Source organism: Streptomyces sp. NPDC047072, from assembly GCF_040643855.1.
In the GTDB taxonomy this organism is placed as follows: domain Bacteria; phylum Actinomycetota; class Actinomycetes; order Streptomycetales; family Streptomycetaceae; genus Streptomyces.
This window is the reverse complement of the sequence record NZ_JBEYVC010000183.1, coordinates 1-21,108: the sequence shown is the minus strand read 5'-3', so window position 1 is coordinate 21,108 and position 21,108 is coordinate 1. Positions and strand designations below refer to the sequence as shown.

Genomic DNA, 21,108 nt, shown 5'->3' with positions numbered 1-21,108 from the left:
GGGTGTCCGCCCGCAGCGGCCGGCGTCCGTTGCCCTGCACAGCCGTAAAAGAGAGAATCGCCGGACCGAGGACGGATACCCCCCGCCCCGGCCCCGACCCACCACCGAACCGTAGGCGCGTCTTTCAGGGGCGCGGGGAACTGCGCAAAACGCCCGCCCCCACCGAACCCGCAGACTTACGCCCCACCCACCAACTCCACCTGCACCTCAACCTCAACCGGCGCATCCAGCGGCAACACCGCAACGCCCACCGCACTACGCGCATGCACCCCCTTGTCCCCCAGCACAGAGCCCAACAACTCACTCGCCCCGTTCAAAACCCCCGGCTGCCCAGTGAAATCAGACGCCGACGCCACAAACCCCACGACCTTCACCACACGCACGATCAGATCAAGGTCCCCGGCCACCGACTTCACCGCGGCCAGAGCATTCAACGCACACACCCGAGCGAGCTCCTTCGCCTCCTCCGGCGTGACCTCACCCCCCACCTTCCCGGTCACCGGCAGCTTCCCGTCGACCATCGGCAGCTGCCCGGACGTGTACACGTACACCCCCGACCGCACAGCCGGCTGATACGCGGCCAGCGGCGGCACGACGGCCGGCAGCGTCAGCCCCAGCTCCGCCAGCCGCGCCTCGACACCCCCGCTCACGCCTTCTCCCGCTTGAGGTAGGCCACCAGCTGCTCGGGGTTGTTCGGCCCGGGCACGACCTGCACGAGCTCCCAGCCGTCCTCACCCCACGTGTCCAGGATCTGCTTCGTGGCGTGGACGAGCAGCGGCACGGTCGCGTATTCAAACTTCTTGGTCATGCGGCCGACTTTAACCCCTCCGAAAACCCGAACAGCCCCGCACCCACAGCCCGCCACCGCCCCTGACCCACACCCCCGACCCCAGCCCCATCCACACCCCACCCCCGCGTTATCCACAGCCTGCTGCTTAGCTTCCGCGCCGACTGGTTACGCTCGAATACGTGAGCAGGCTCCAGGTCGTCAGCGGCAAGGGCGGGACCGGAAAGACCACGGTCGCCGCAGCCCTCGCGCTGGCCCTCGCCACCGAGGGGAAGCGGACGCTTCTCGTCGAGGTCGAGGGCCGCCAGGGAATCGCGCAGCTCTTCGAGACGGAGGCGCTGCCCTACGAGGAGCGGAAGATCGCCGTCGCTCCGGGGGGCGGGGAGGTGTACGCACTGGCCATCGACCCCGAACTGGCCCTTCTGGACTACCTCCAGATGTTCTACAAGCTGGGCGGCGCCGGCAGAGCGCTGAAGAAGCTCGGCGCGATCGACTTCGCGACGACCATCGCGCCGGGCCTCAGGGACGTCCTGCTGACCGGCAAGGCGTGCGAGGCGGTGCGCCGCAAGGACAAGGCGGGCCGCTTCGCGTACGACCACATCGTGATGGACGCGCCCCCCACCGGCCGTATCACCCGCTTCCTGAACGTCAACGACGAGGTCGCCGGGCTCGCCAAGATCGGCCCGATACACAACCAGGCGCAGGCGGTGATGCGCGTCCTGAAGTCCGCTCAGACGGCCGTGCACCTGGTGACGCTGCTGGAGGAGATGCCCGTCCAGGAGACCGTGGACGGCATCGCCGAGCTCAGGGCGGCCCGGCTGCCGGTGGGCCGGATCATGGTGAACATGGTGCGTCCGGAGGTGTTGGACGGCGCCGACCTGGAACTCGTAGGGACCACTCCGCGGTCCGCCGTGGCCAAGTCACTCTCCGCGGCCGGCCTCGGCGGCGCCCGCCGCGGCGGCAACGCGGAGAAGCTGGTGGACCCGCTGCTCCGGCAGGCCGAGGAGTACGCCGAGCGCTACCGGCTGGAGCACGACCAGCGCGCGGTCCTCGGCGAGCTGGGCCTGCCGCTGCACGAACTGCCGCTGCTCGCCGAGGGCATGGACCTGGCGGGCCTGTACGAACTCGCCACCGAGCTGCGGGAACAGGGGATGTCATGAGCCCGGACACCGACCGGACCAACCGCCACCACGGCCTGACCCCCGCCCCCGTGCTCGACATCGATCCCCTCCTCGACGCCCCGGACACCCGCATCGTGGTGTGCTGCGGTTCGGGCGGGGTCGGCAAGACCACGACCGCCGCGGCCCTCGGACTGCGCGCCGCCGAGCGCGGCCGCAAGGTGGTCGTGCTCACCATCGACCCGGCCCGCAGGCTCGCCCAGTCGATGGGCATCGACTCGCTGGACAACACCCCGCGCCGGGTGAAGGACGTCGAGGGCGACGGCGAGCTGCACGCGATGATGCTCGACATGAAGCGCACCTTCGACGAGATCGTCGAGGCGCACGCGGACGCCGAGCGGGCCGCCGCGATCCTGGGCAACCCCTTCTACCAGTCGCTCTCGGCGGGCTTCGCGGGCACGCAGGAGTACATGGCGATGGAGAAGCTCGGCCAGCTGCGGGCGCGCGACGAGTGGGACCTGATCGTCGTCGACACGCCCCCGTCCCGCTCGGCGCTGGACTTCCTGGACGCGCCCAAGCGGCTGGGGTCGTTCCTCGACGGCCGGCTGATCAGGCTGCTGACCGCCCCGGCCAAGCTCGGCGGCCGGGCCGGGATGAAGTTCCTGAACGTCGGGATGTCGATGATGACCGGCACCCTGGGCAAGCTGCTGGGGGGCCAGCTGCTGAAGGACGTACAGACCTTCGTGTCGGCGATGGACACCACCTTCGGCGGGTTCCGCACGCGCGCGGACGCGACGTACAAACTGCTCCAGGCACCCGGTACGGCGTTCCTCGTGGTCGCGGCCCCGGAGCGGGACGCGCTGCGGGAGGCCGCGTACTTCGTGGAGCGGCTGGCCGCGGAGGACATGCCGCTGGCCGGGCTGGTGCTCAACCGTGTCCACGGCAGCGGCGCCGACCGCCTCTCGGCCGAGCGGGCGCTCGCCGCCGCGGAAAATCTTGAAGAGCCCCGCATTGTCGATCAGGAGGGCGGGAAAGCTGGACTTCGTAACTCTCCCGACACGTACGGCAGTTCAGAACCGCCCGCATCCCAGCCCGCACCCGGTGATCCCGCCTCCGAGTCCGACTCCCCCGTCGACCCGGACCGCACCGTCGAACAACTCACCGCAGGCCTGTTGAGGCTGCACGCCGACCGTATGCACCTGCTCTCCCGCGAGCAGCGCACACGTGACCGCTTCACCGCGCTCCACCCCGAGGTGGCGGTGGCCGAAGTGGCCGCGCTCCCCGGTGACGTACACGACCTGGCGGGTCTGCGCGACATCGGAGACCGGCTCGCGGCCGGGCGGCCGGAGCTGCCCGAATCCGCCGTGCCCACCGGTCAGGACTGAGGGACTCGCCCTCAGCTCACCGCCGCGAAGTTCTCGTACAGCTCGTCGTCCTCAAGGGGCAGGATGCCGACGCCCCTCTCGTACTCCGTGCGCGCGGTCTCCAGCAGCCGGCGCCACGAAGTGACGGTCGGCCGCCGGCGCAGCAGTGCGCGGCGCTCGCGCTCCGTCATGCCTCCCCACACGCCGAACTCGACGCGGTTGTCCAGCGCGTCGGCGAGGCACTCCGTGCGTACCGGACATCCGGTGCACACTGCCTTCGCCCTGTTCTGCGCTGCTCCTTGAACGAACAGTTCATCCGGATCGGTAGTGCGGCAGGCCGCCTGCGCACTCCAGTCGGTTACCCAGCCCATACCGGCGCCGTCCTCTCCCGAATCGAGGCTCCCCCACGGCGGCAGCGGCATATTCACCGCCGCCAGTTGAGGACGTTACGGAAGGCGGGCACAGCGCAACACCCCCTTCGGGCCCAATCTTGAATGGCCCGAACGGACTATGCGTAAGCGGCAGATCACCCGGGGGAGTGAGCCTGCGACATACATGACTTTCCCGGCAAACCAGGACAGTTGTCTTGCGTCACAACGGGCACCGGATGACACAGGTGGCCGATTCGGACACGCCCCCACCAAAAAAGTTGGGGAACCTCCGGAACGATTCGGGGTCGCCGGACGTATTGATACGTAGCCCTACTGCTGTGACAGTTGAGAGCAGCTTAGGCCAACGCCTGCGCGCGTGTCCGGCGAATGAGAAGGTCCGGCGCTCCTGTCGCCATGCCGTTCTCTTGACTTCTTGTCGCCGTGCCGTGACCCGGGCGCGCTCTGAACGCTCAGGAGTACGGATTAGGCTGCCCTCTATGTCGAAGAAGCGCTCGGGCGGTGGTCTGTCGCCCACGCAGCAGGCCGCCAAGTTCCTCGGTGTCAGTGTCCTCGCGGGAGCCGTGACGGCGGGCATCGCCCTGCCCGCGGCCGGCGCGCTGGGGCTCGCGGCCAAGGGGTCGGTGGAGAGTTTCGACGAACTCCCGGCCAACCTGAAGACACCACCGCTGAGCCAGCGCACCACGATCCTCGACAACACGGGCGGCACCATCGCCACCGTGTACTCGCGCGACCGCACGGTGGTCGACCTCAAGGACGTCTCGCCGTACATGCAGAAGGCGATCGTCGCGATCGAGGACTCGCGCTTCTACCAGCACGGCGCGATCGACCTCAAGGGCGTCCTGCGCGCGCTCAACAAGAACGCGCAGAGCGGCGAGGTCTCCCAGGGCGCCTCCACGCTCACCCAGCAGCTGGTGAAGAACGTCGCGGTGGAGGAGGCCGGTGACGACCCGACGAAGGTCGCCGAGGCCACCCAGCAGACCATCGGCCGCAAGATCCGCGAGCTGAAGTACGCGATCCAGCTCGAAGAGGAACTCGGCAAGAAGAAGATCCTCGAGAACTACCTGAACATCACGTTCTTCGGCCAGCAGGCGTACGGCGTCGAGGCGGCCTCCCAGCGCTACTTCTCCAAGCACGCCAAGGACCTCAACCTCCAGCAGGCGGCGCTGCTCGCCGGCATCGTCCAGTCGCCGAGCCGCTACGACCCGGTCAACGACGAGGCCGAGGCCACCAAGCGCCGCAACATCGTGCTCCAGCGGATGGCCGAGGTCGGCGACATCTCCCAGGCGGAGGCCGACAAGGCCAAGGAGACCCCGCTGGGCCTGAAGGTCAGCAAGCCCAAGAACGGCTGCATCACCGCGGTCAAGGGCGCGGGCTTCTTCTGCGACTACGTCCGCGAGACCTTCCTGACCGACCCGGTCTTCGGCAAGACCAAGGAGGACCGCGCCAAGATCTGGAACCAGGGCGGTCTGACGATCAAGACCACGCTGGACCCGCAGTCCCAGGAGTCGGTGCAGGCCTCCATCAAGGAGCACGTCTACCAGAAGGACCCGGTGGCCACCGCCGCGACCATCGTCGAGCCCGGCACCGGCAAGATCCTGGCGATGGGCCAGTCGCGGCCGTACGGCATCAACAACAAGGACAACGAGACCACGATCAACTACTCGGTCGACCAGTCCATGGGCGGCGGCGCGGGCTTCCAGCCCGGTTCGACGTTCAAGCCGATCGTGGCCGCGGCCGCCATCGAGGGCGGTATGCCGGCGTCGAAGGTCTACCCCTCGCCGTACAAGATGGACTACCCCTCCCCGGTCCAGGCCTGCGACGGCAAGGTGTGGAACGAGAAGGGCGTGCCGGTCGAGAACGAGAACACCTCCGAGGTGGGCCCGTACTCGATGAAGGAGGCGACCGCGAAGTCGGTCAACACCTACTACATCGCGCTGATCAGCCAGATCGGCATCTGCCCGGTGACCGAGATGGCCGGCAAGATGGGCGTCCACCGCGCCGACGGCAACAAGATCACGCAGGCCCCGTCGATCGCGCTCGGCACCCAGGAGGTCGCGCCGCTGACGATGGCGAGCGCGTACGCGACCTTCGCCTCCCGCGGTATGTACTGCACCCCGGTCGCCATCGAGTCGATCACCCAGCGGGTCGGTGAGAAGACGAAGTCCCTGGAGGTCCCGAAGTCGACCTGCCACCGGGCGATGTCGGAGACCACCGCGGACAGCATCAACACCCTGCTGCGCGGTGTGGTCGAGGACGGCACCGGCGTCCAGGCGGGCCTCAGCGGCCGCGCCAGCTACGGCAAGACGGGTACGACGGACGAGCGCTTCGCCGCCTGGTTCGTGGGCTACACCTCGAACATGGCCGGCGCGGTCTGGGTCGGTGACCCCGCGCACAAGCGGAACATGCAGAACATCACCATCGGCGGCCAGTGGTGGCAGAAGGTGTTCGGCGGTGGCGTCCCCGGCCCGATCTGGCGCGACATGATGACCGGCGCGCTGGACGGCAGGTCCTCCGACTCGCTCCCCCAGATCAACATCCCCGACGCGCCGAAGAACAACGGCGACGACAACGGCGGCAACGACGACGGGGACAACGGCGACGACAACGGCAACAGCAACGCCGGGAACAGCAACGGCGGCGACGACGGCGGCAGCGACGACGGCGGAACCACCTTCCCGGACCCGACCTTCTCCCTCCCGGAGAACTTCATCCAGGGCCAGAGCAACGGAAACGGCAACGGCGGAGGCCGCGGCTGACCCCACCGGGCCGGGCATGTGAGAGGGCCCCTTGATCGTCGTAGAAGATGATTTTCTACGACGATCAAGGGGCCGTTTTCCTTATCGGTCCCCGGTGTGGGTCAGCCCGCGAGGAGCTTCTTGACCGCGGCGGCGACGCGGCCGCCCTCGGCCAGGCCCGCGACCTTGGGGTTCACGATCTTCATGACGGCGCCCATGGCCCGCGGCCCCTCGGCGCCGGCCGCCTTCGCCTCCTCGACGGCCTGGGCGACGATGGCGTTCAGCTCGTCGTCGCCGAGCTGCTTGGGCAGGTACTCGGCGAGCACCGCGCCCTCCGCCTTCTCGCGCTCCGCGGACTCGGCGCGACCACCCTGGGTGAAGGCCTCGGCGGCCTCCCGGCGCTTCTTCGCCTCCTTGGTGATCACCTTGAGGACCTCGTCGTCGGAGAGCTCGCGCTTCTGCTTGCCCGCGACCTCCTCGTTGGTGATCGCGGCGAGCGTCATCCGGAGCGTCGAGGAGCGCAGCTCGTCGCGCCCCTTGATCGCGGCGTTGAGGTCTTCCTGCAGCTTCGACTTGAGCGTGGTCATGGGGTCGATTGTCGCAGGTGCGGTGCGCCGGGCGCCCGCCCATTTACCGTGCGGACGGCGGGCGGTCAAGGGATGTCCTCGGGGTCTGACACGATGGAGGTATGCGCGCGCGATACGGAGTTCCCTTGGCGGCAGCGGCGGTTGGCGCCGCCGGCCTCGTCTACTCGGCGGGTTTCGAAGCCCGCTCCTTCCGGCTGCGACGGGTCACGGTCCCCGTCCTGCCGGCCGGCATGCGCCCGCTGCGCGTGCTCCAGGTCTCCGACATCCACATGGTCGGCGGCCAGCGCAAGAAGCAGCGCTGGCTGCGCTCGCTCGCGGGCCTGCGCCCGGACTTCGTGATCAACACGGGCGACAACCTGTCGGACCCGGAGGGCGTGCCGGAGGTCCTGGACGCGCTGGGCCCGCTGATGGAGTTCCCGGGGGCGTACGTCTTCGGCTCGAACGACTACTACGGGCCCAAGTTCCGCAACCCGGCCCGCTACTTGTACGAGAAGGCCCAGGGCCGCCACGGCCTGAACGGCAACGCGCCCGCCGTGAGCGTCATCCACAACCCGTGGGAGGACCTGCGGGACGGCTTCGACGCGGCGGGCTGGCAGAACCTCACGAACACCCGGGGCGTGCTGAAGGTCGAGGGCGTGTCGGTGGAGCTGACGGGCCTGGACGACCCGCACATCAAACGGGACCGGTACGCGGAGGTGGCGGGCGGGCCGTCCGGCGCGGCCGACTTCTCGATGGGCGTGGTGCACGCGCCGTACCTGCGCGTCCTGGACGCGTTCGCGGCCGACGCGTACCCCCTGATCCTGGCCGGCCACACCCACGGCGGGCAGATCTGCCTCCCCTTCTACGGCGCCTTCGTCACCAACTGCGACCTGGACACGGACCGGGTGAAGGGGCTGTCGACGCACACGTCCGAGGGCCGTACGTCGTATCTCCACGTGTCGGCGGGGTGCGGGGCGAACCGGTACACGCCGGTGCGGTTCGCGTGTCCGCCGGAGGTGACGTTGTTGACGTTGGTGGGGCGGGAGTAGGGGATTTTCCTCGGGGGCCGGGGTGTGGGTTAACCCACCCGGACCGCCCGTATCGCCCCTTTTGCGGGTGCTGCTTAGCGTGAGGGCATGACCGCCCCCATACCCAGGGACATCCCGGATCTCCCCGCGATCCCGGGCATGCCCGCGCTGCTGCCGTCCCCGGTCCCCGCCACCGCGGTGGTGACTCCCGTACGACACCGTCTGGCCGCCGCCTACCGCGTACTGGTGGCGCTGCTGGCGGTGGCCGCCGTGACGCTGGAGCTGCTGCTGAGCAGCCCCGTCCGCGCGCTGAGCCACTTCTCGGCGCAGAGTGCGGTGCTGCTGGCCCTGGTCTGTCTGCCGTCGGCGCAGCGGGCGTGGACGGCCAGGCGCCCCCTGCCGTCGGCCCTGACCGGCGCGGTGGTCCTCTACTCGACGATCACGGCGCTGGTGTACCACGGCCTGCTGGCGAACGGTTCGAGCCCCTTCGCCCTGACGGGCGCGGCCGCTTCCCCGACGGGCTGGCACGCCGTCTCCTCATGGCTCCTGCACACGGCGGTCCCCGCGGCGGCGGTGGCGGACTGGCTGTTCCTCACACCTCCGGGCCGCCTGCACCTGCGCCAGGCGGCGGGCTGGCTCCTCTACCCCCTGGCGTATCTGGCCTTCACCTTCACCCGGGGCGAGCTGATCCCGGCGGGCAACCCGGTCCGCTACCTCTACCCGTTCCTGGACGTCGACGCCCACGGCTACAGGGCGGTCCTCGCCAACGCCCTCCTCCTGGGCCTCTCCTTCTACGCCCTGGCGATCCTCCTGATCGCCCTCGACCACGCCCGCCCGAACCCCGTCCGCCACCGCCCCAAAACCGGATTTCGTCTCCGGCCACCGGTGGGCTAAAGTAAACGACGTCGCCGCGACAAGCAGCGACGATCGGGGTGTAGCGCAGCTTGGCAGCGCGCTTCGTTCGGGACGAAGAGGTCGTGGGTTCAAATCCCGCCACCCCGACAGTGAAACACCAGGTCAGGCCCGGTGCTGAGAGATCAGCACCGGGCCTGATTTGTGTTGTGGGTCTGTTCTGGATGTCGGGTGGATGTGATCTTCGGGATTTCGGCTGTCGGTCCGCGCGGTCCTGGCCGGGGGGCAACAAACGGGCAACGTGTGGCAAGCCGGGGGCAGCAGGGGGCGTTTTAGTGTGGCGGCCTTCCTCCCCCTGTGAACGAAGAGAGACAAGACGTAGCGATGAGTAGCATTCAGCGGGTTCTTCAGGTGGTTCCCGGGATCGCTGTTGCCGCGTTGGCCGTTGGGCTGGGTGTGCCCGGCTCGGCTGTCGCCGCCGGGTCGGCGGGCGGTGCGGAGACCACGTACTACATCTCGCTCGGTGACTCGTTGGCCACCGGCTACCAGCCGGACGTCGACAAGGACACGTCCGTCGCCTACACCGACCAGCTCTACAAGCAGCTCAAACAGCGGGAGCCCGGGCTCGAACACATTCGGCTCGGCTGCACCGGGGAGACCACCGAGTCGCTGATCAAGGGCGGCAAGTGCGACTATCCCGGCGCCACCTCGCAGCTGGACGCCGCCCTGAAGGCCATGGCCGAGCACAACGGCAAGGTCGCCTACGTCACCATCGACATCGGCGCCAACGACATACGGGCCTGCGTCAGCGCGACCGGGTCCATCGACTCGGCCTGTCTGAGCAAGGCCGGGCAGTCCATCGCGAGCAACCTCGGCCAGATCACCGGTGCGTTGAGCAAGGCGGGGAGCAAGGGCACGCAGTTCGCGGGGGCTACCTACTACAACCCGGTCCTGGCCGCCTGGTTGCTCGGCGACGCCGGGCAGAAGAGCGCCAAGGAGTCGGCCTCCCTGGTCTCGGCCGCGAACTCGGCCATCTCCCAGGTGTACGCCGCCACCGGCTTCAAGGCGGCGGATGTCGCCGGGGCCTTCTCCTCGGACGACTTCGACCATCTCGTCAACGTGCCGGGCTACGGCGAAGTGCCCACGAACGTGGCCAAGATCTGCCAGCTGACCTGGGCCTGCACGAAGCAGGATCCCCACCCGAACGCCGCCGGGCACAAGGTGATCGCGGACGCCTTCGCGGCGGTTCTGCCGGCGAGTGGCACAACACCCCAGCCCGGGGGCGGTGCCAGTCCCGAGCCGAGCGACGCCGCTTCCGCCTCCGCCTCGCCGACCGGCACGGCGAGCCCCGGCAGCGACCCGAGCACCGGTGCGAACCAGCCGAAGGCGAACGGCGGCCTGGCGGCGACCGGTTCGTCGAGCAGTACGCCCGTCATCGCGGGCAGCGCTCTGGCGGCCGTCGCTCTCGGCGCCGGCGTGCTCTTCGCCGTACGCAAGCGTCGTACGGCCGGTCAGGAGTAGCCGACGGCTCTACGGCCGGACACCCGCCGTACGGAACCCGGGTGCCCTCGTTCGCGCGGGTGTCCCGGGTTCTCGGCTGTCCGGGGGCGGTGGTGCGAGAATTCGGCTCGACGGTGTATGCGCAGGTCAAGGGTCTGATCGGTGGTGCGGATCGGGCCCTTGTGCCTGTTGTGGCGGGTTTGGACGGGGGGATTGGTGGCGGTGGGGTGCGGATGGTTACTGTCCGGAGCGTGGAGGAAAGTGGATTAGAGGGACTCCGGTTCGCCCTGCTGGGGCCGCTGCGGGGGTGGCGCGGGGACGTGGAGCTGGGGCTCGGGTCGCCGCAACAGCGGGCCGTGCTGGCGATGTTGGTGCTGCGGCGGGGGCATGCCGTCGGGATCGCGGAGCTGGTGGACGGGGTCTGGGGGGAGCGGGCTCCGGCGGGGGCGGTGTCCATGGTGCGGACCTATGTGTCCCGGCTGCGGAAGGTGCTGGCGCCCGGGCGGCCGTCCGAGGTGCTCGTCTCCGTGGGCGACGGCTACACCCTGCGCAAGGAAGCCGTCACCAGCGATCTCGTCGAGTGCGAGGACGCAGTGGCCCGTGCCAAACGGCAACTGGACGCCGGGGACGGGGAGTTCGCCCTACGGCTGCTGCGGCAGGCGCTCGGGGTGTGGGAGAGCCCCGCCCTCGCCGGGGTTCCGGGTCCGCACGCCGAGTCCGCGCGCGCCGATCTCGCCGAACGACGGCTTGGAGCACTGGAGTTGAGGCTCCGGGTGGAGCTGGGGCTGGGGCGGCACGAGGCCGTCGTAGCGGAACTGCTGACCTTGCGCGACGCGCATCCGCTGCGGGAGTCCGTGAGCGAGTTGCTGCTGCTCGCGCTGTACCGGTGCGGGCGGCAGGCCGACGCGTTGGAGGCGTACGCCAGGACCCGCCGCACCCTCGTCGACGAGCTGGGGATCGAACCGGGTCCGGCCCTGCGGGAGTTGCAGGGGCGGATCCTTGCCGGGGATCCCTCGCTGATACCGGTCGTCGAGGACACCGGGGGCGGCAGGACCGGCCCGGCGGTGGGACACGGCAGCGACTCGACGGCCCACAACGGCAGTTCCGTGGGCGACGACGGCAACGTCGTAGGAGAGGACACCGGTTCACCACCGGGCGGCACCGGGTCACACCCCCCAGACGTCGCAGAAGGTGTTCCGGGAAGTCCACAACCCGTGTCGGGTCTGCTGCCCCCGGCCGTCGTCGCCGGGATCGCCCGGGCCAGGCCCTCGCAACTGCCCGCCGATCTCGCCCTGTTCACCGGACGGCGTTACGAACTGGACTGTGCCGAGACCCAGTTGGGTATGCACGAGGCGACCGCGTCCGCGTCCTCCGCCGCCCCCGTCGCCGTGCTCGACGGTATGGCCGGGGCCGGAAAGACCACGCTCGCCGTGCACTTCGCGCACCGGATCGCCGACCGGTATCCCGACGGCAGTCTGTACGTCAACCTCCGCGGTTACGACCCCGGCGGCTCGCGGACGGATCCCGCCGTGGCCGTCGAGGCGTTCCTCGTGGCGCTCGGTGTCGCCCCGCACGACGTGCCCGAGGGGCTGGACGCGCGGGCCGCGCTCTACCGGAGCGTGCTCGCCGACCGGCGGGTGCTGATCGTGCTCGACAACGCCCGGGACTCCGAGCAGGTGCAGCCCCTGCTGCCCAGCGCGCCCGGCTGTCTCGTGATCGTCACCAGCCGCAGCCGGCTCAGCGGACTGGTCGCCCGGCACGGGGCACGGCCGCTCACGCTCGGACTGCTGAGCGCCGAGGACGGACGGGAGTTGCTCGCCCGGCGGCTCGGCGAGGAGCGGGTCGCGCGCGAGCCGGAGGCGGCCGACGCCATCATCGAGCTGTGCGCCCGGCTGCCGCTGGCCCTGTCCGTCGTGGCGGCGCGCGCCGCCCACCATCCGGGGTTCCGGCTCACGGACATCGTGGCCGGGCTCCGCGACGACCACGGCAGCCTGGACGCGTTCGTCGGCGACGACGCCGGTTTCGACGTACGCACGGTGTTCTCGTGGTCGTACCACGCGCTGTCGCCCGAAGCGGCCGCGCTCTTCCGGCACTTGGCCCTGCACCCCGGTCCGGACGTCTCCGTCGCGGCGGCCGCCGCGCTGGCCGGCGTCGAGCGGCGCCGAGTGCGGGCGCTGCTGGGCGAGTTGACCGGGGCGAGTCTGCTCATCGAGCACCGGCCCGGCCGGTTCGTCTTCCACGACCTCGTGCGGGCCTACGCCGGTGAGCTCGCCGAGAGCGAGGACGAACCGGACGTCAGGCGTGCGGCGTTGGTCAGGATGCACGACCACTTCCTGTGCACCGCGCACAACGCCTCCTCCGTACTCGATCCGTTCCGCGAGCTGATCGCTCTGCCACCGGGCACAACGGATGTGGCGCGGCTTCGGTTCGACGATCGCGCGGACGCGACCGCGTGGCTTCGCGCGGAGCGGTATGTACTGCGCGCGGCCGTCGCGCACGCCGCCGCGCACGGCTTCGACGAGCACACCTGGCGTACGGTCTGCGCGTTGGACGTCTACTTCAACCGACTCGGCTACTGGCACGACCTGGTGGAGATGAACGGCGCGGCGCTGCGCTCGGCCGAGAAGGTCGGCGACGTCGTCGGACAGGCGTACTCGCTCTGCGGGTTGGGGGTGGCGCACTCCCAACTCCACCACGCCGAGCCGTCGTTGAGGCATCTCGAACGTTCGCTGGAGCTGTTCCGGCAGGCCGGTGACCGGGCCGGACAGGCGCGCGCGCATCGCGGCCTCGCCTATCTGGCCAACCGGACGGACCGGCGTCCGGCCGCCCTCGGCCACTACGCCGAGGCCCGCGACCTGTACCGGGCCGAGCACGACCTCAACGGCGAGGCCGGGGTGCTCAACCAGGTCGCCTGGACGTACATCCTGATCGGCGAGCACGCCTCGGCGCTCGACAAGTGCGAGAAGGCGGTCGCCCTCTACGAGGAGATGGGCGACCCGTACGGCGAGGCCTCCACGCAGGACACGCTCGGGTACGCGCTGCACCATCTGGGCCGGTACGCGGCCGCGGTCGAACGCTTCGAGGTGTCGGCGGAGTTGTTCCACCGGATCGGGGACCGCTATCTGGAGGCCGACGTCCGCCGTCATCTCTGCGATTCCCATCGCGCGGCCGGCGATCTCAACTCGGCGCGCATGGCGCTCGGTTCGGCGCTCGCGCTGCTGGAGGAGATCGGTCACGGCGAGGCCGTGGAGGTGAGGGAGGCGCTGCGCGAACTGGACGCCGTAGAAAGGGAAGGGACGGACTGATCAGGCGGCCGCGAGGTCCTGGTCCTCCAGCGCGGCGCGCAGGGAGCGAAGGGCGTAGTACACACGGGACTTGACGGTGCCCTGCGGCACGCCGAGGGCGGTGGCCGCCTGCTGGGTGGTGCGGTCGGCGAGGAACGTCTCGCGCAGCACGTCGCGGTGGGCCGGGGTCAGCGCCTCCAGCGCCTCCTGCACGACGACCGAGGAGAGCATCCGCTCGATGTCGTCGGCCTCGACGCTGATGTCGTCGAGCCAGGTGTCGCCGTTGATCTCCAACGGGCGGGCCTTGCGGGTGCGGTGGTTGTCGATGACGAGGTTGCGCGCGACCCGGAACATCCAGGGGCGTACGGCCATGCCCTCGTCGTCGACCAGGTTCTGCTTGTTCCAGCAGCGCAGCAGCGTCTCCTGGACGATGTCCTCGGCGCGGTGGGCGTCGCCGCCGAGCATGCGCAGCACGTACGTGTAGAGGGCCGGACCGTGCTCCAAGTACAGGGCGCGCAGGGCCCGTTCCTCGGGGGTGGTCGCGGTCGCGGATCCGATCACCGTCACGTTCATGGTTCGCTCCTGCTCCTGTGGGCGAGCGGCTCCCTTTCGGGGAGTGGGGGGCCGGTGTCGCCTGGTACTCGGAGTCTTCTGCGGGGCGTTCCACGTTCGTTTGACGCTCGTTGTACGACGGCGTCGACGGGGATGTTTATGAGGTGTACATGTGATTGACGCGCAGGTCAGACGTATGCCTCCAGGGCGTCCACGTGCTCGCGGATCTGCTGGGCGAGTTCGCGGTGGCCGGCCGGGAGGGGGCCGCGGAGGCTCAACCTGTCCCACATGTGCAGGAGTTCACGGCCGTGGGTGAGGGCGGCGCGGTCGTCGTCGAGCCGCTGCCAGGCGGCTGCCGCGCGGGCGACCTCGGCGGGGGCGCGGCGGTCTCCCCTGCTGCAGCGGATACGGGCGACGGTGAGCGCGAGCACGACGGCCTCGCGGTGCTCGCCGCGGAGGTGCGCGATGTAGGCCTCCAGGGCGCGGGCCTCCAGGGCGTTGGGGTGACCGTCACCGACGGTGTCGCTGAGGCGGACGCGGAGGGTGGTGGCGGCGGTGTAGGCCTCGTCCAAGTCGCCTGCGGCGGCCAGGGCGTTGACGCGTTGGATTTCGTTGGTGAGTTCGGGGGGTGGGCTGTCGAGGAGTGCGGGGCGGGGGGTAGGGCTCGTGCCGTTCTTGGCGCTTTCGTCGTCGGAGGCGGGGGCGGAGGCGGTGGGGCGGCGGGAGGGGAGCGTGAGGGTGAGGGTCGGAGCGGGGGTTGGGGTGGGGGTCCGGGTTGGCGCCGGGGCTGCTTCTCGGGGGGTTTCCGACATGGCCGTCACGGTGGGCGTGGTCGCGGTGTCAGCTGACGCCCTCGCGGCGACGGCGGCTCGGGCTATCGCGGTGGCCAGAGCGGAGGCGGGGTAGGCGGGGGCGAACTCGGCGGCCGGGGCCGGGAGGGAGGTGCGGGAAGAGGTCGTCGCGGGGGGTGAGTTGTCGAGCGAGGCGGAGGGGGTCGCCGGGGCGGGAGTCTTCGCGACAGCGGAAGGCCGGGCGGGGGGAGGTTCAGGCGCGGCGGACTCGGCGGTGGGAGGCTCGGGCGCGGCGGGCGGGGCGGCGGGAGGCTCGGGCGAGGCAGGCACAGACGGGGCCGGTGCGGTGGGCGCGGCGGCCAGGGCGCCCGGAGCCTCAGGCGCTGCGGGCGGGGCAGGCGCGGCAAGCTCGGCGGCCAGGACAGCGGGAGCCGCAGACACGGCGAGCTCGGCGGCCGAGGCAGCCGGAGCTTCAGACACGGCAGCCGGAGTCTCAGGCGCGGCGGCCGGGGCAGGTGCTTGAGCGGAGGTCGCCGTGACGGGAGCCGTGAGTTCGGCGGACGCGTCTGCCGGGGTGAGCGCTGCCGTCGGAGCGGAAGGCTCCGTCAGGGCCGCCGCCTCGGAGGCGCTCCGTCCGGTGGTCGCAGGGGGCGGCGAAGCAGGTGCCTCGGTGAGAGCGACGGAGGGCTGAGCCGGTGCGTCAACCGAACTGACAGTCGGCAGGGCCGGTGCCTCCACCGAACCGGCAGTCGGCAGGGCCGATACGTCCACCGAACCGCCAGCCGACACCGCCGAAACATCTGCCGAACCGCCAGTCGGCGAGGGCGCGGAAGTGGGCGTACCGGTCGGCGCCGTGGCTGAAGTGGGCGCGACGGCCTGTTCGTCCTCCGGGTCCAGGACCCTGCTGGAGCCGTCCGGGGAGACCTCGAGGACGAAGTGGGTGGTGCCGGGGCCGTCGCCGACCGTCGCTTCCACGGGCTCCCCGTACTCCTCGGCGTAACGGTGGAGCCGGTCCAGTACGGCCTCCTGCACGAACGTTCCCGGCGTCGCGACCACCGGCTCTCCGTCGATCTCGGCGAGTTCGTGGTCGGTGATGTACACCTCGAAGCGGTTCATGGCCGGGTTGTCCTCCTCGGGCTTGCGGTGGGTCACGTGGTGGGCCGTGTGGTGTCGTCGGGGGCGGGCAGCGCGATGCCCGAGTCGTCGTCGGACGTGTCGGTGGGGCTGGGGGACGACGCGCCCGAGGAACCGGACGGGGAGTTGGACGGGGTCGTGAAGTCGGACGGGGTGCTGGTGCTGGAGCCGTAGTCGTTCGGCACGTCGCCGTAGCCCTCGTACATGGCGAACCGGGCACGCACCCCGGCGACGTACGTCTGAGCCCCGTTCGTGTTCGGGATGCCCTTCGCCTCACGGACCGCGTCCATGCCGACCGCGTAGCCGGCCAGGGCCAGGTCCAGAACCGAGGCCTTCGTGTCGGTGTCGTCGATGATCTGCTGGGCCTCTTTGGCGAGATCGCACATGTAGCGGGCCTGCGCCATGATCGAGTCCTTCGCGTCGAACGCGGAGGTCTTGCCGTTCTTGTCGGTGTCCTTGCCGTACTTGGTGAAGATGGCGGGCGGCAACTGGGAGATGCCCTCCTCGCCGTGCTCGCCGACCATCGAGGCGTTCCAGGCGGACCCCTGGGCGATCTGGGCCGCGATGACGACCGGGCCGATGGCGTCGCATTCCTCACCGGCGTCCTGGACCGTGTCCACCAGGTCGTCGTCGGGAATCGTCGAGGTGTCCAGCTCGCCCTTGCCGTCCCCCTGGGAGATCGAGTAGACGGTGTCCGCGTCGTCCTCGCTGGAGGAACCTCCTCCCCCTCCAGTGATGAGCAGGATGATCGCGATGATCGGGGCCAGAAGTACGCCGAACCCACAGATGATGACGATGGCGCCGGCGACGACGGGCCCGCCGACGGCGCTCGCGAGCGTGCCGAAGAACTTGCCGATGAGCAGGGCGTACCTGACGATCTTCGCCGCATCGCCCGCGCTGGGCCCGTGCGACCCGCCCTCCCCCTCGCCTTCGTTCCCGTTCGAACTCACGCTGCTGCCCGCCTTCTTCCCCTCGCCTTGAACCGCTGTGCCCGGACTGCCGTTGTGCTGTCCGTCGGGCTCGAGAGATCGAAACGGGGCCCGGCGACGAGAAGTTCAAACCGGTGGAAAACAGATGAGCCAGCGCAGTGCGAGCACGAGCGAAGAGGGGGGCGGGAGACACATGGGTACTCCTTCGGCATCGCCGGCGGGCCCACGCGGATGGGAACGGGGCCCCAGAACCCCGGCCTCGAAGCCTCCCGGTCCGCGCCCCGTGCCCGACGGCGGCGACGCCACCGGCCGCAGGGCCGGGACGGCCCGGCCGAACGGCAGCACGAACGAAAGCACGAACAGGCGGGACATGGCCGTCTCGGTCACCCCCGCCGTTTCCCCGGCGACCGGACACCCCGCGCCGGGCCGCGCCGTCCACCGGCCCTCCGACGCCCAGGACCAGGCCCCAGCCCCTGCTCAGGGACCTCGTGACACGGCTCCCGTACGCCGTATCGCCCCGCCCCCCGCAGCCCGGCAGGCCACCGACCCGGCCACGGCCCCTCCGCGCCGTCCGGCCCGGGGCAACACCTCGGTACGCCCCCTCCCCGCCGCCACCCCGGTCCCCGAAGGCGTCTGGGGCCACCAGCCCCGGAACCCCCGGCCCGCCCGCGGCAGGTCGCGGGACGACATCGGGTGGGTCAAGGCGCACGGCGGGGCCGGGACCACGTCGATGGTCGAGCTGTTCGGCGGCGTGGACGTGGGCGCCCGCTGGCCTGAGCCCGCGCGGGGCGAACCGCGACGGGTCGTGCTGGTCGGGCGGACCAGTGAGGGCGGGCTGCGGTCCGTCTCCCAGGCGCTCGGGGCGCTGAAGGAGGGGCATGCCCCGCAGGGCATCGACCTGCTGTGCGTGGTCCTGGTCGCCGACGCCCCCGGGATGCTCCCGCTCAGTCTGCTGCGCCGGATCCGGGTCATCCGATCGGTCGTCCGGGTGCACCGGGTGCCGTGGATCCCGGCGTGGCGGGTCGGCAACCGTCCGCAGAACCTGCCCAAACAGATCGTCAGGCTCGCCGAAGTGGTGGGCTCCAGGTCCGAGCGCGAGGGAGCCCGGTAGTGATCCGTTCCCTGTTGCACGGCCCGTTCCTGGCCGCCACCTCCGCCCCCTCCGCCCCTCCCTTCAATCCCGGCCCCAGCGCCATGAGCATCCTCAACCTGCTGGGCTGGTGCGCGTCCGCCGCCGGTGTCTTCGGGCTGATGGTCGTCGGGATCAACATGTCCATCCAGCTGCGCCGCGGCGAACCGGGTGAGGGCGGCGAGCACTTCCGCGGCGTGTACTTCGTCGCGCTCGCCTCCCTCATCGCCACCTGCGCGGGTCCCCTCGTCTCGTTCCTCGGCGACCTGTCGCTCTCAGGGCCCTGAGCCCCACTCCCACTTCCCTCATCACCAGTCCCCTCAGTGCCGCGCCGACGCGCGGCACCGACTCTCCGGAGATTCCCATGTCCCAGTTGCTCCAGCTCCACCAGGAAGCCGTCCACTTCCTCGCCGCCGGCGGTGACGGCGGCGTCGCCTCCGGCGTGCCCACGCCGGGGCGAGGAGCCCCCGGTGTCCTGGAGAAGAAGGTCAACACGGTCCTCGGCCTGGTCGGCTGGGCCGGTACCGCCGCCGGTGTCGCGGGCGTGCTGATCACCGGCGCGATGATGGCGATCTCCGTCAAGCGGGGCGAGAGCTCGGAGCACATGAGCCGCCTCGGCATGGTGCTCGGCGGCTGCATCCTCGTGGCCACCGCCGGTCCGGTCGTCAACTTCGTCTTCACGTAAAGCGACCGGAACCGAGCCGGCCCGACCCGATCCGACCTGAGCCGAAGGGACAGGTACCCAGATGTTTCTGCGCAGACTGCGGCAGGACGACGACGATTCCGAGCCCTACTGGAAACAACGCAGCTGGCAGATGTCAGCGGGTTTCATCGCCCTCGTCATCGTCATGGGAGCGCTCGTCGCGCTCACCTCGTCCGGGTCGGACTCCACCGGCGGCGGCACGGCCCGCGCGAGGGCGAGCGACGGCCCGCTGTCCGGCACGGCCACGCTGGTCGACGGCCGGCCCAAGGACTGCGCGACCGACGACAGCGCCGGTGACGCGCTGCCCACGGCCGTGCCGAAGGACATCACCTGGCGCACCATCGGGGTCGTGCAGGTGCCGGTCTCGGCCTCGGCCGGGCCCACCCGGTTCCAGGGCGCCCTGTGGTGGTGCTACGCCCACACCCCCACGGGGGCCGCGCTGGCTGCCACCGCCATCATCGCGCAGATGAGCGAACCGGGCTGGCGGACCGTCGCCGACCAGCAGGTGGTGGCCGGGACCGGACAGAAGATGTTCGTCTTCCAGCGTTCCCAGGTCGCCGACACCGCCCGCCGCACCGACGGCTCGTCCTCGTCGTGCGTCGGTTTCACCGTGGTCTCGTACACCGGCGAGGCGGCGACCATCGCCCTGCTCATCAAGGGCACCGAGGGCTTCCTGACGACCTCCGTCCAGGTGCGCTGGGACGACGGCGACTGGAAGGTGCTGGCCGGCAGTGACGGATCCCTCTACTCGGGGCTGACGACGGTGCAGAACGCCGGCCGCTATCTGGTGTGGAGGACATCCGGTGTGAAGGACGTGACGCCGTGACCTGCAAGACCGGCAACGCGTTCATCGACACGATCCTCGGCTTCTTCAGCTTCCTCGGCGATCCCATCGGCACGATCATCTCGGGCATCGCCGACCTGATCCTCGCCGCGGCGATCGAGGTGTTCGGCGCGATCATCGTCGGCATCCCGACGCTCGAGTCGACGGTCACGGCGCAGAAGATCAACGGTCAGACACAGTGGCTCGTGGTCTACCTGGCGGTCGGCTCGCTGCTCTTCGCCGCCTGCCGCATGGCCATCGAACGCAAGGGCACCGCAGGCATCACCGCCCTCAAGGGCATCCTGCGGGTCATCCTCGTGTCGGGAGCGGCGACCGCCGTCACGGTGGCAGCCGCCACCGTCGGCGACAACTACTCCGAGCACCTCTTCGACGCAGCGGCGCAGGAGCAGCTGAACCAGATCGGCGGCTGCAACGACATCACCAACATCGGCTCGTTCGCCAAGCTGATCCTCGCCCTGCTGCTGCTCCTCTCCGGGATCCTCCAGACGATCCTGCTCTACGTCCGTCTCGGCGTCGTGATCATGCTGCTCGGCACGCTCCCGGTGGCAGCCGCGGCCTCCATGACGGACTGGGGTGCGGGCTGGTGGCGCAAGCACATCGGCTGGCTGATCGCCTGGCTGTTGTACAAACCCGCGGTCGCTCTCATCCTCTTCGCCGGCTCAGCCATGACCGCCGCGGGCAAGGGCGAGGAAGCCAACCAGGCCAGCGGCACGATCAACACCCGTATCGCGGGCATCGCCGTCATGCTGCTCTCGGCGGTGGCCCTGCCCGCCCTGCTGAAGCTGATCGTCCCCGCCACCGCCGCGCTCGGAAAGGGCAACCCCGGCGGCGAGTCCATCCAGGTCGCCGGTGCCCTGGCGTCCGGCGCCATCTCCATCGCCTCGGGCGCGGCCGGCGGCGGATCCGGAGGCTCCGGCGGCGCCGGGCAGACGGGACCGAGCGGGGCGTCCGGTTCGGGCGGCTCGGGGGGTTCCTCCGGAACGGGCGGCGCGGCCGGACAGTCCGGAGACCCCGGGTCCGGCGGAAGTTCCGGTTCGGACGGCGGCAGCGGCCCCGGAGGCGCCTCGGGCGGCGGCGGGGCCCAGGGCGCCGGAGGCGGTGCCGGGGCCGCGGGAGCCGCGGGTGCGGCCACCGCGGTGGTCGGAGCGGCCGTCGCCGCGGGACAGGCCGTCGCCGACTCCGCCGCCGGAGCGATCGACGGCGCCGACGGAGACCTCGGCCACAACAGATGAGCCCCGGGGGCGGCGAAGGAAGCGGCCGACCCGTCCCCGGTATCGCGGTGCGCACGGCCGGGCGGAGCGGGGATGGTGGCGGACTACATCCTCGTGGGCGACGGCGACAAGGTCGAAGCGACCAGCACCCTGCTCGTCCAGTACAAGGGCGTCATCTGGGACACCGGC

General features: G+C 70.6%; 19 protein-coding genes and 1 tRNA gene. 13 read left to right on the top strand and 7 right to left on the bottom strand.

Annotated elements, in window-relative coordinates; all coding sequences use genetic code 11:
- Positions 1-176 precede the first annotated feature (176 nt).
- Positions 177-650: a RidA family protein gene (locus ABZ896_RS44090; protein ID WP_360941972.1), complete on the bottom strand. Its 474-nt coding sequence runs from the start codon at positions 648-650 to the stop codon at positions 177-179.
- The gene (locus ABZ896_RS44085; RefSeq protein ID WP_007264966.1) at positions 647-808 is read right to left on the bottom strand and encodes a DUF4177 domain-containing protein; all 162 of its coding nucleotides are present in this window, start codon (positions 806-808) and stop codon (positions 647-649) included. The genes ABZ896_RS44090 and ABZ896_RS44085 overlap by 4 nt, the downstream gene beginning before the upstream one ends.
- A 161-nt stretch (positions 809-969) precedes the next feature.
- On the opposite strand from ABZ896_RS44085, the gene ABZ896_RS44080 reads away from it, so the two are divergent.
- Both ABZ896_RS44080 and ABZ896_RS44075 read left to right on the top strand, forming a co-directional pair.
- Complete coding sequence (locus ABZ896_RS44080) at positions 970-1,947, top strand: ArsA-related P-loop ATPase (protein ID WP_360941969.1); 978 nt, start codon at positions 970-972, stop codon at positions 1,945-1,947.
- Positions 1,944-3,290 carry an ArsA family ATPase gene (locus ABZ896_RS44075; protein ID WP_360941966.1) on the top strand — a complete coding sequence of 449 codons (1,347 nt, stop codon included), beginning with the start codon at positions 1,944-1,946 and terminating at the stop codon, positions 3,288-3,290. The genes ABZ896_RS44080 and ABZ896_RS44075 overlap by 4 nt, the downstream gene beginning before the upstream one ends.
- Before the next feature lie 11 nt (positions 3,291-3,301).
- On the opposite strand, the gene wblA is transcribed toward ABZ896_RS44075, so the two are convergent.
- Positions 3,302-3,640, bottom strand: coding sequence for a transcriptional regulator WblA (gene wblA / locus ABZ896_RS44070; RefSeq protein ID WP_360941963.1), 339 nt, complete (start codon positions 3,638-3,640; stop codon positions 3,302-3,304).
- 497 nt (positions 3,641-4,137) lie between these two features.
- Here wblA and ABZ896_RS44065 point away from each other — a divergent pair, with 497 nt between their 5' ends.
- Positions 4,138-6,417 carry a transglycosylase domain-containing protein gene (locus ABZ896_RS44065; protein ID WP_360941960.1) on the top strand — a complete coding sequence of 760 codons (2,280 nt, stop codon included), beginning with the start codon at positions 4,138-4,140 and terminating at the stop codon, positions 6,415-6,417.
- A 101-nt stretch (positions 6,418-6,518) separates the two neighbouring features.
- Here the strand turns inward: ABZ896_RS44065 and ABZ896_RS44060 are convergent, their stop codons facing one another.
- Positions 6,519-6,983 carry a GatB/YqeY domain-containing protein gene (locus ABZ896_RS44060; protein WP_360941957.1) on the bottom strand — a complete coding sequence of 155 codons (465 nt, stop codon included), beginning with the start codon at positions 6,981-6,983 and terminating at the stop codon, positions 6,519-6,521.
- A 101-nt stretch (positions 6,984-7,084) separates the two neighbouring features.
- Between ABZ896_RS44060 and ABZ896_RS44055 the strand changes: the two genes are divergently transcribed.
- The 5 genes from ABZ896_RS44055 to ABZ896_RS44035 all read left to right on the top strand — a co-directional run bounded on the left by ABZ896_RS44055 (position 7,085) and on the right by ABZ896_RS44035 (position 13,647).
- Positions 7,085-8,011, top strand: a complete 927-nt coding sequence (locus ABZ896_RS44055; protein WP_360941954.1) for a metallophosphoesterase — start codon at positions 7,085-7,087, stop codon at positions 8,009-8,011.
- Positions 8,012-8,098: 87 nt separating this feature from the next.
- Positions 8,099-8,884 (top strand): Pr6Pr family membrane protein, encoded by a 786-nt coding sequence (locus ABZ896_RS44050; RefSeq protein WP_360941951.1) that lies wholly within the window; start codon positions 8,099-8,101, stop codon positions 8,882-8,884.
- A 34-nt stretch (positions 8,885-8,918) separates the two neighbouring features.
- Positions 8,919-8,992: transfer RNA gene (locus tag ABZ896_RS44045), tRNA-Pro, on the top strand.
- A gap of 234 nt (positions 8,993-9,226) precedes the next feature.
- Positions 9,227-10,363: a GDSL-type esterase/lipase family protein gene (locus ABZ896_RS44040; protein ID WP_360941948.1), complete on the top strand. Its 1,137-nt coding sequence runs from the start codon at positions 9,227-9,229 to the stop codon at positions 10,361-10,363.
- 230 nt (positions 10,364-10,593) lie between these two features.
- Positions 10,594-13,647 (top strand): BTAD domain-containing putative transcriptional regulator, encoded by a 3,054-nt coding sequence (locus ABZ896_RS44035; RefSeq protein ID WP_360941945.1) that lies wholly within the window; start codon positions 10,594-10,596, stop codon positions 13,645-13,647.
- Here the strand turns inward: ABZ896_RS44035 and ABZ896_RS44030 are convergent, their stop codons facing one another.
- From ABZ896_RS44030 to ABZ896_RS44020, 3 genes are all read right to left on the bottom strand, one after another.
- Entirely contained in the window at positions 13,648-14,199 is a 552-nt protein-coding gene (locus ABZ896_RS44030) for a sigma-70 family RNA polymerase sigma factor (protein ID WP_360941942.1), read from the bottom strand.
- Positions 14,200-14,366: 167 nt separating this feature from the next.
- Complete coding sequence (locus ABZ896_RS44025; RefSeq protein WP_360941939.1) at positions 14,367-16,121, bottom strand: hypothetical protein; 1,755 nt, start codon at positions 16,119-16,121, stop codon at positions 14,367-14,369.
- A complete protein-coding gene (locus ABZ896_RS44020; RefSeq protein WP_360941936.1) occupies positions 16,118-17,053 on the bottom strand; it encodes a transglycosylase SLT domain-containing protein in 936 nt (311 codons plus the stop codon). Before ABZ896_RS44020 ends, ABZ896_RS44025 begins: the two co-directional genes overlap by 4 nt.
- A 262-nt stretch (positions 17,054-17,315) precedes the next feature.
- Here ABZ896_RS44020 and ABZ896_RS44015 point away from each other — a divergent pair, with 262 nt between their 5' ends.
- From ABZ896_RS44015 to ABZ896_RS43995, 5 genes are all read left to right on the top strand, one after another.
- Complete coding sequence (locus ABZ896_RS44015) at positions 17,316-18,143, top strand: hypothetical protein (RefSeq protein WP_360941934.1); 828 nt, start codon at positions 17,316-17,318, stop codon at positions 18,141-18,143.
- On the top strand, positions 18,143-18,448 hold the full coding sequence (locus tag ABZ896_RS44010) for a hypothetical protein (RefSeq protein ID WP_360941931.1): 306 nt from the start codon (positions 18,143-18,145) through the stop codon (positions 18,446-18,448). The genes ABZ896_RS44015 and ABZ896_RS44010 overlap by 1 nt, the downstream gene beginning before the upstream one ends.
- A gap of 77 nt (positions 18,449-18,525) precedes the next feature.
- A complete protein-coding gene (locus ABZ896_RS44005) occupies positions 18,526-18,846 on the top strand; it encodes a hypothetical protein (protein ID WP_360941928.1) in 321 nt (106 codons plus the stop codon).
- A 61-nt stretch (positions 18,847-18,907) separates the two neighbouring features.
- Positions 18,908-19,690, top strand: a complete 783-nt coding sequence (locus tag ABZ896_RS44000; RefSeq protein WP_360941925.1) for a hypothetical protein — start codon at positions 18,908-18,910, stop codon at positions 19,688-19,690.
- A complete protein-coding gene (locus tag ABZ896_RS43995) occupies positions 19,687-20,940 on the top strand; it encodes a hypothetical protein (RefSeq protein WP_360941922.1) in 1,254 nt (417 codons plus the stop codon). The genes ABZ896_RS44000 and ABZ896_RS43995 overlap by 4 nt, the downstream gene beginning before the upstream one ends.
- Positions 20,941-21,108: the final 168 nt, after the last annotated feature.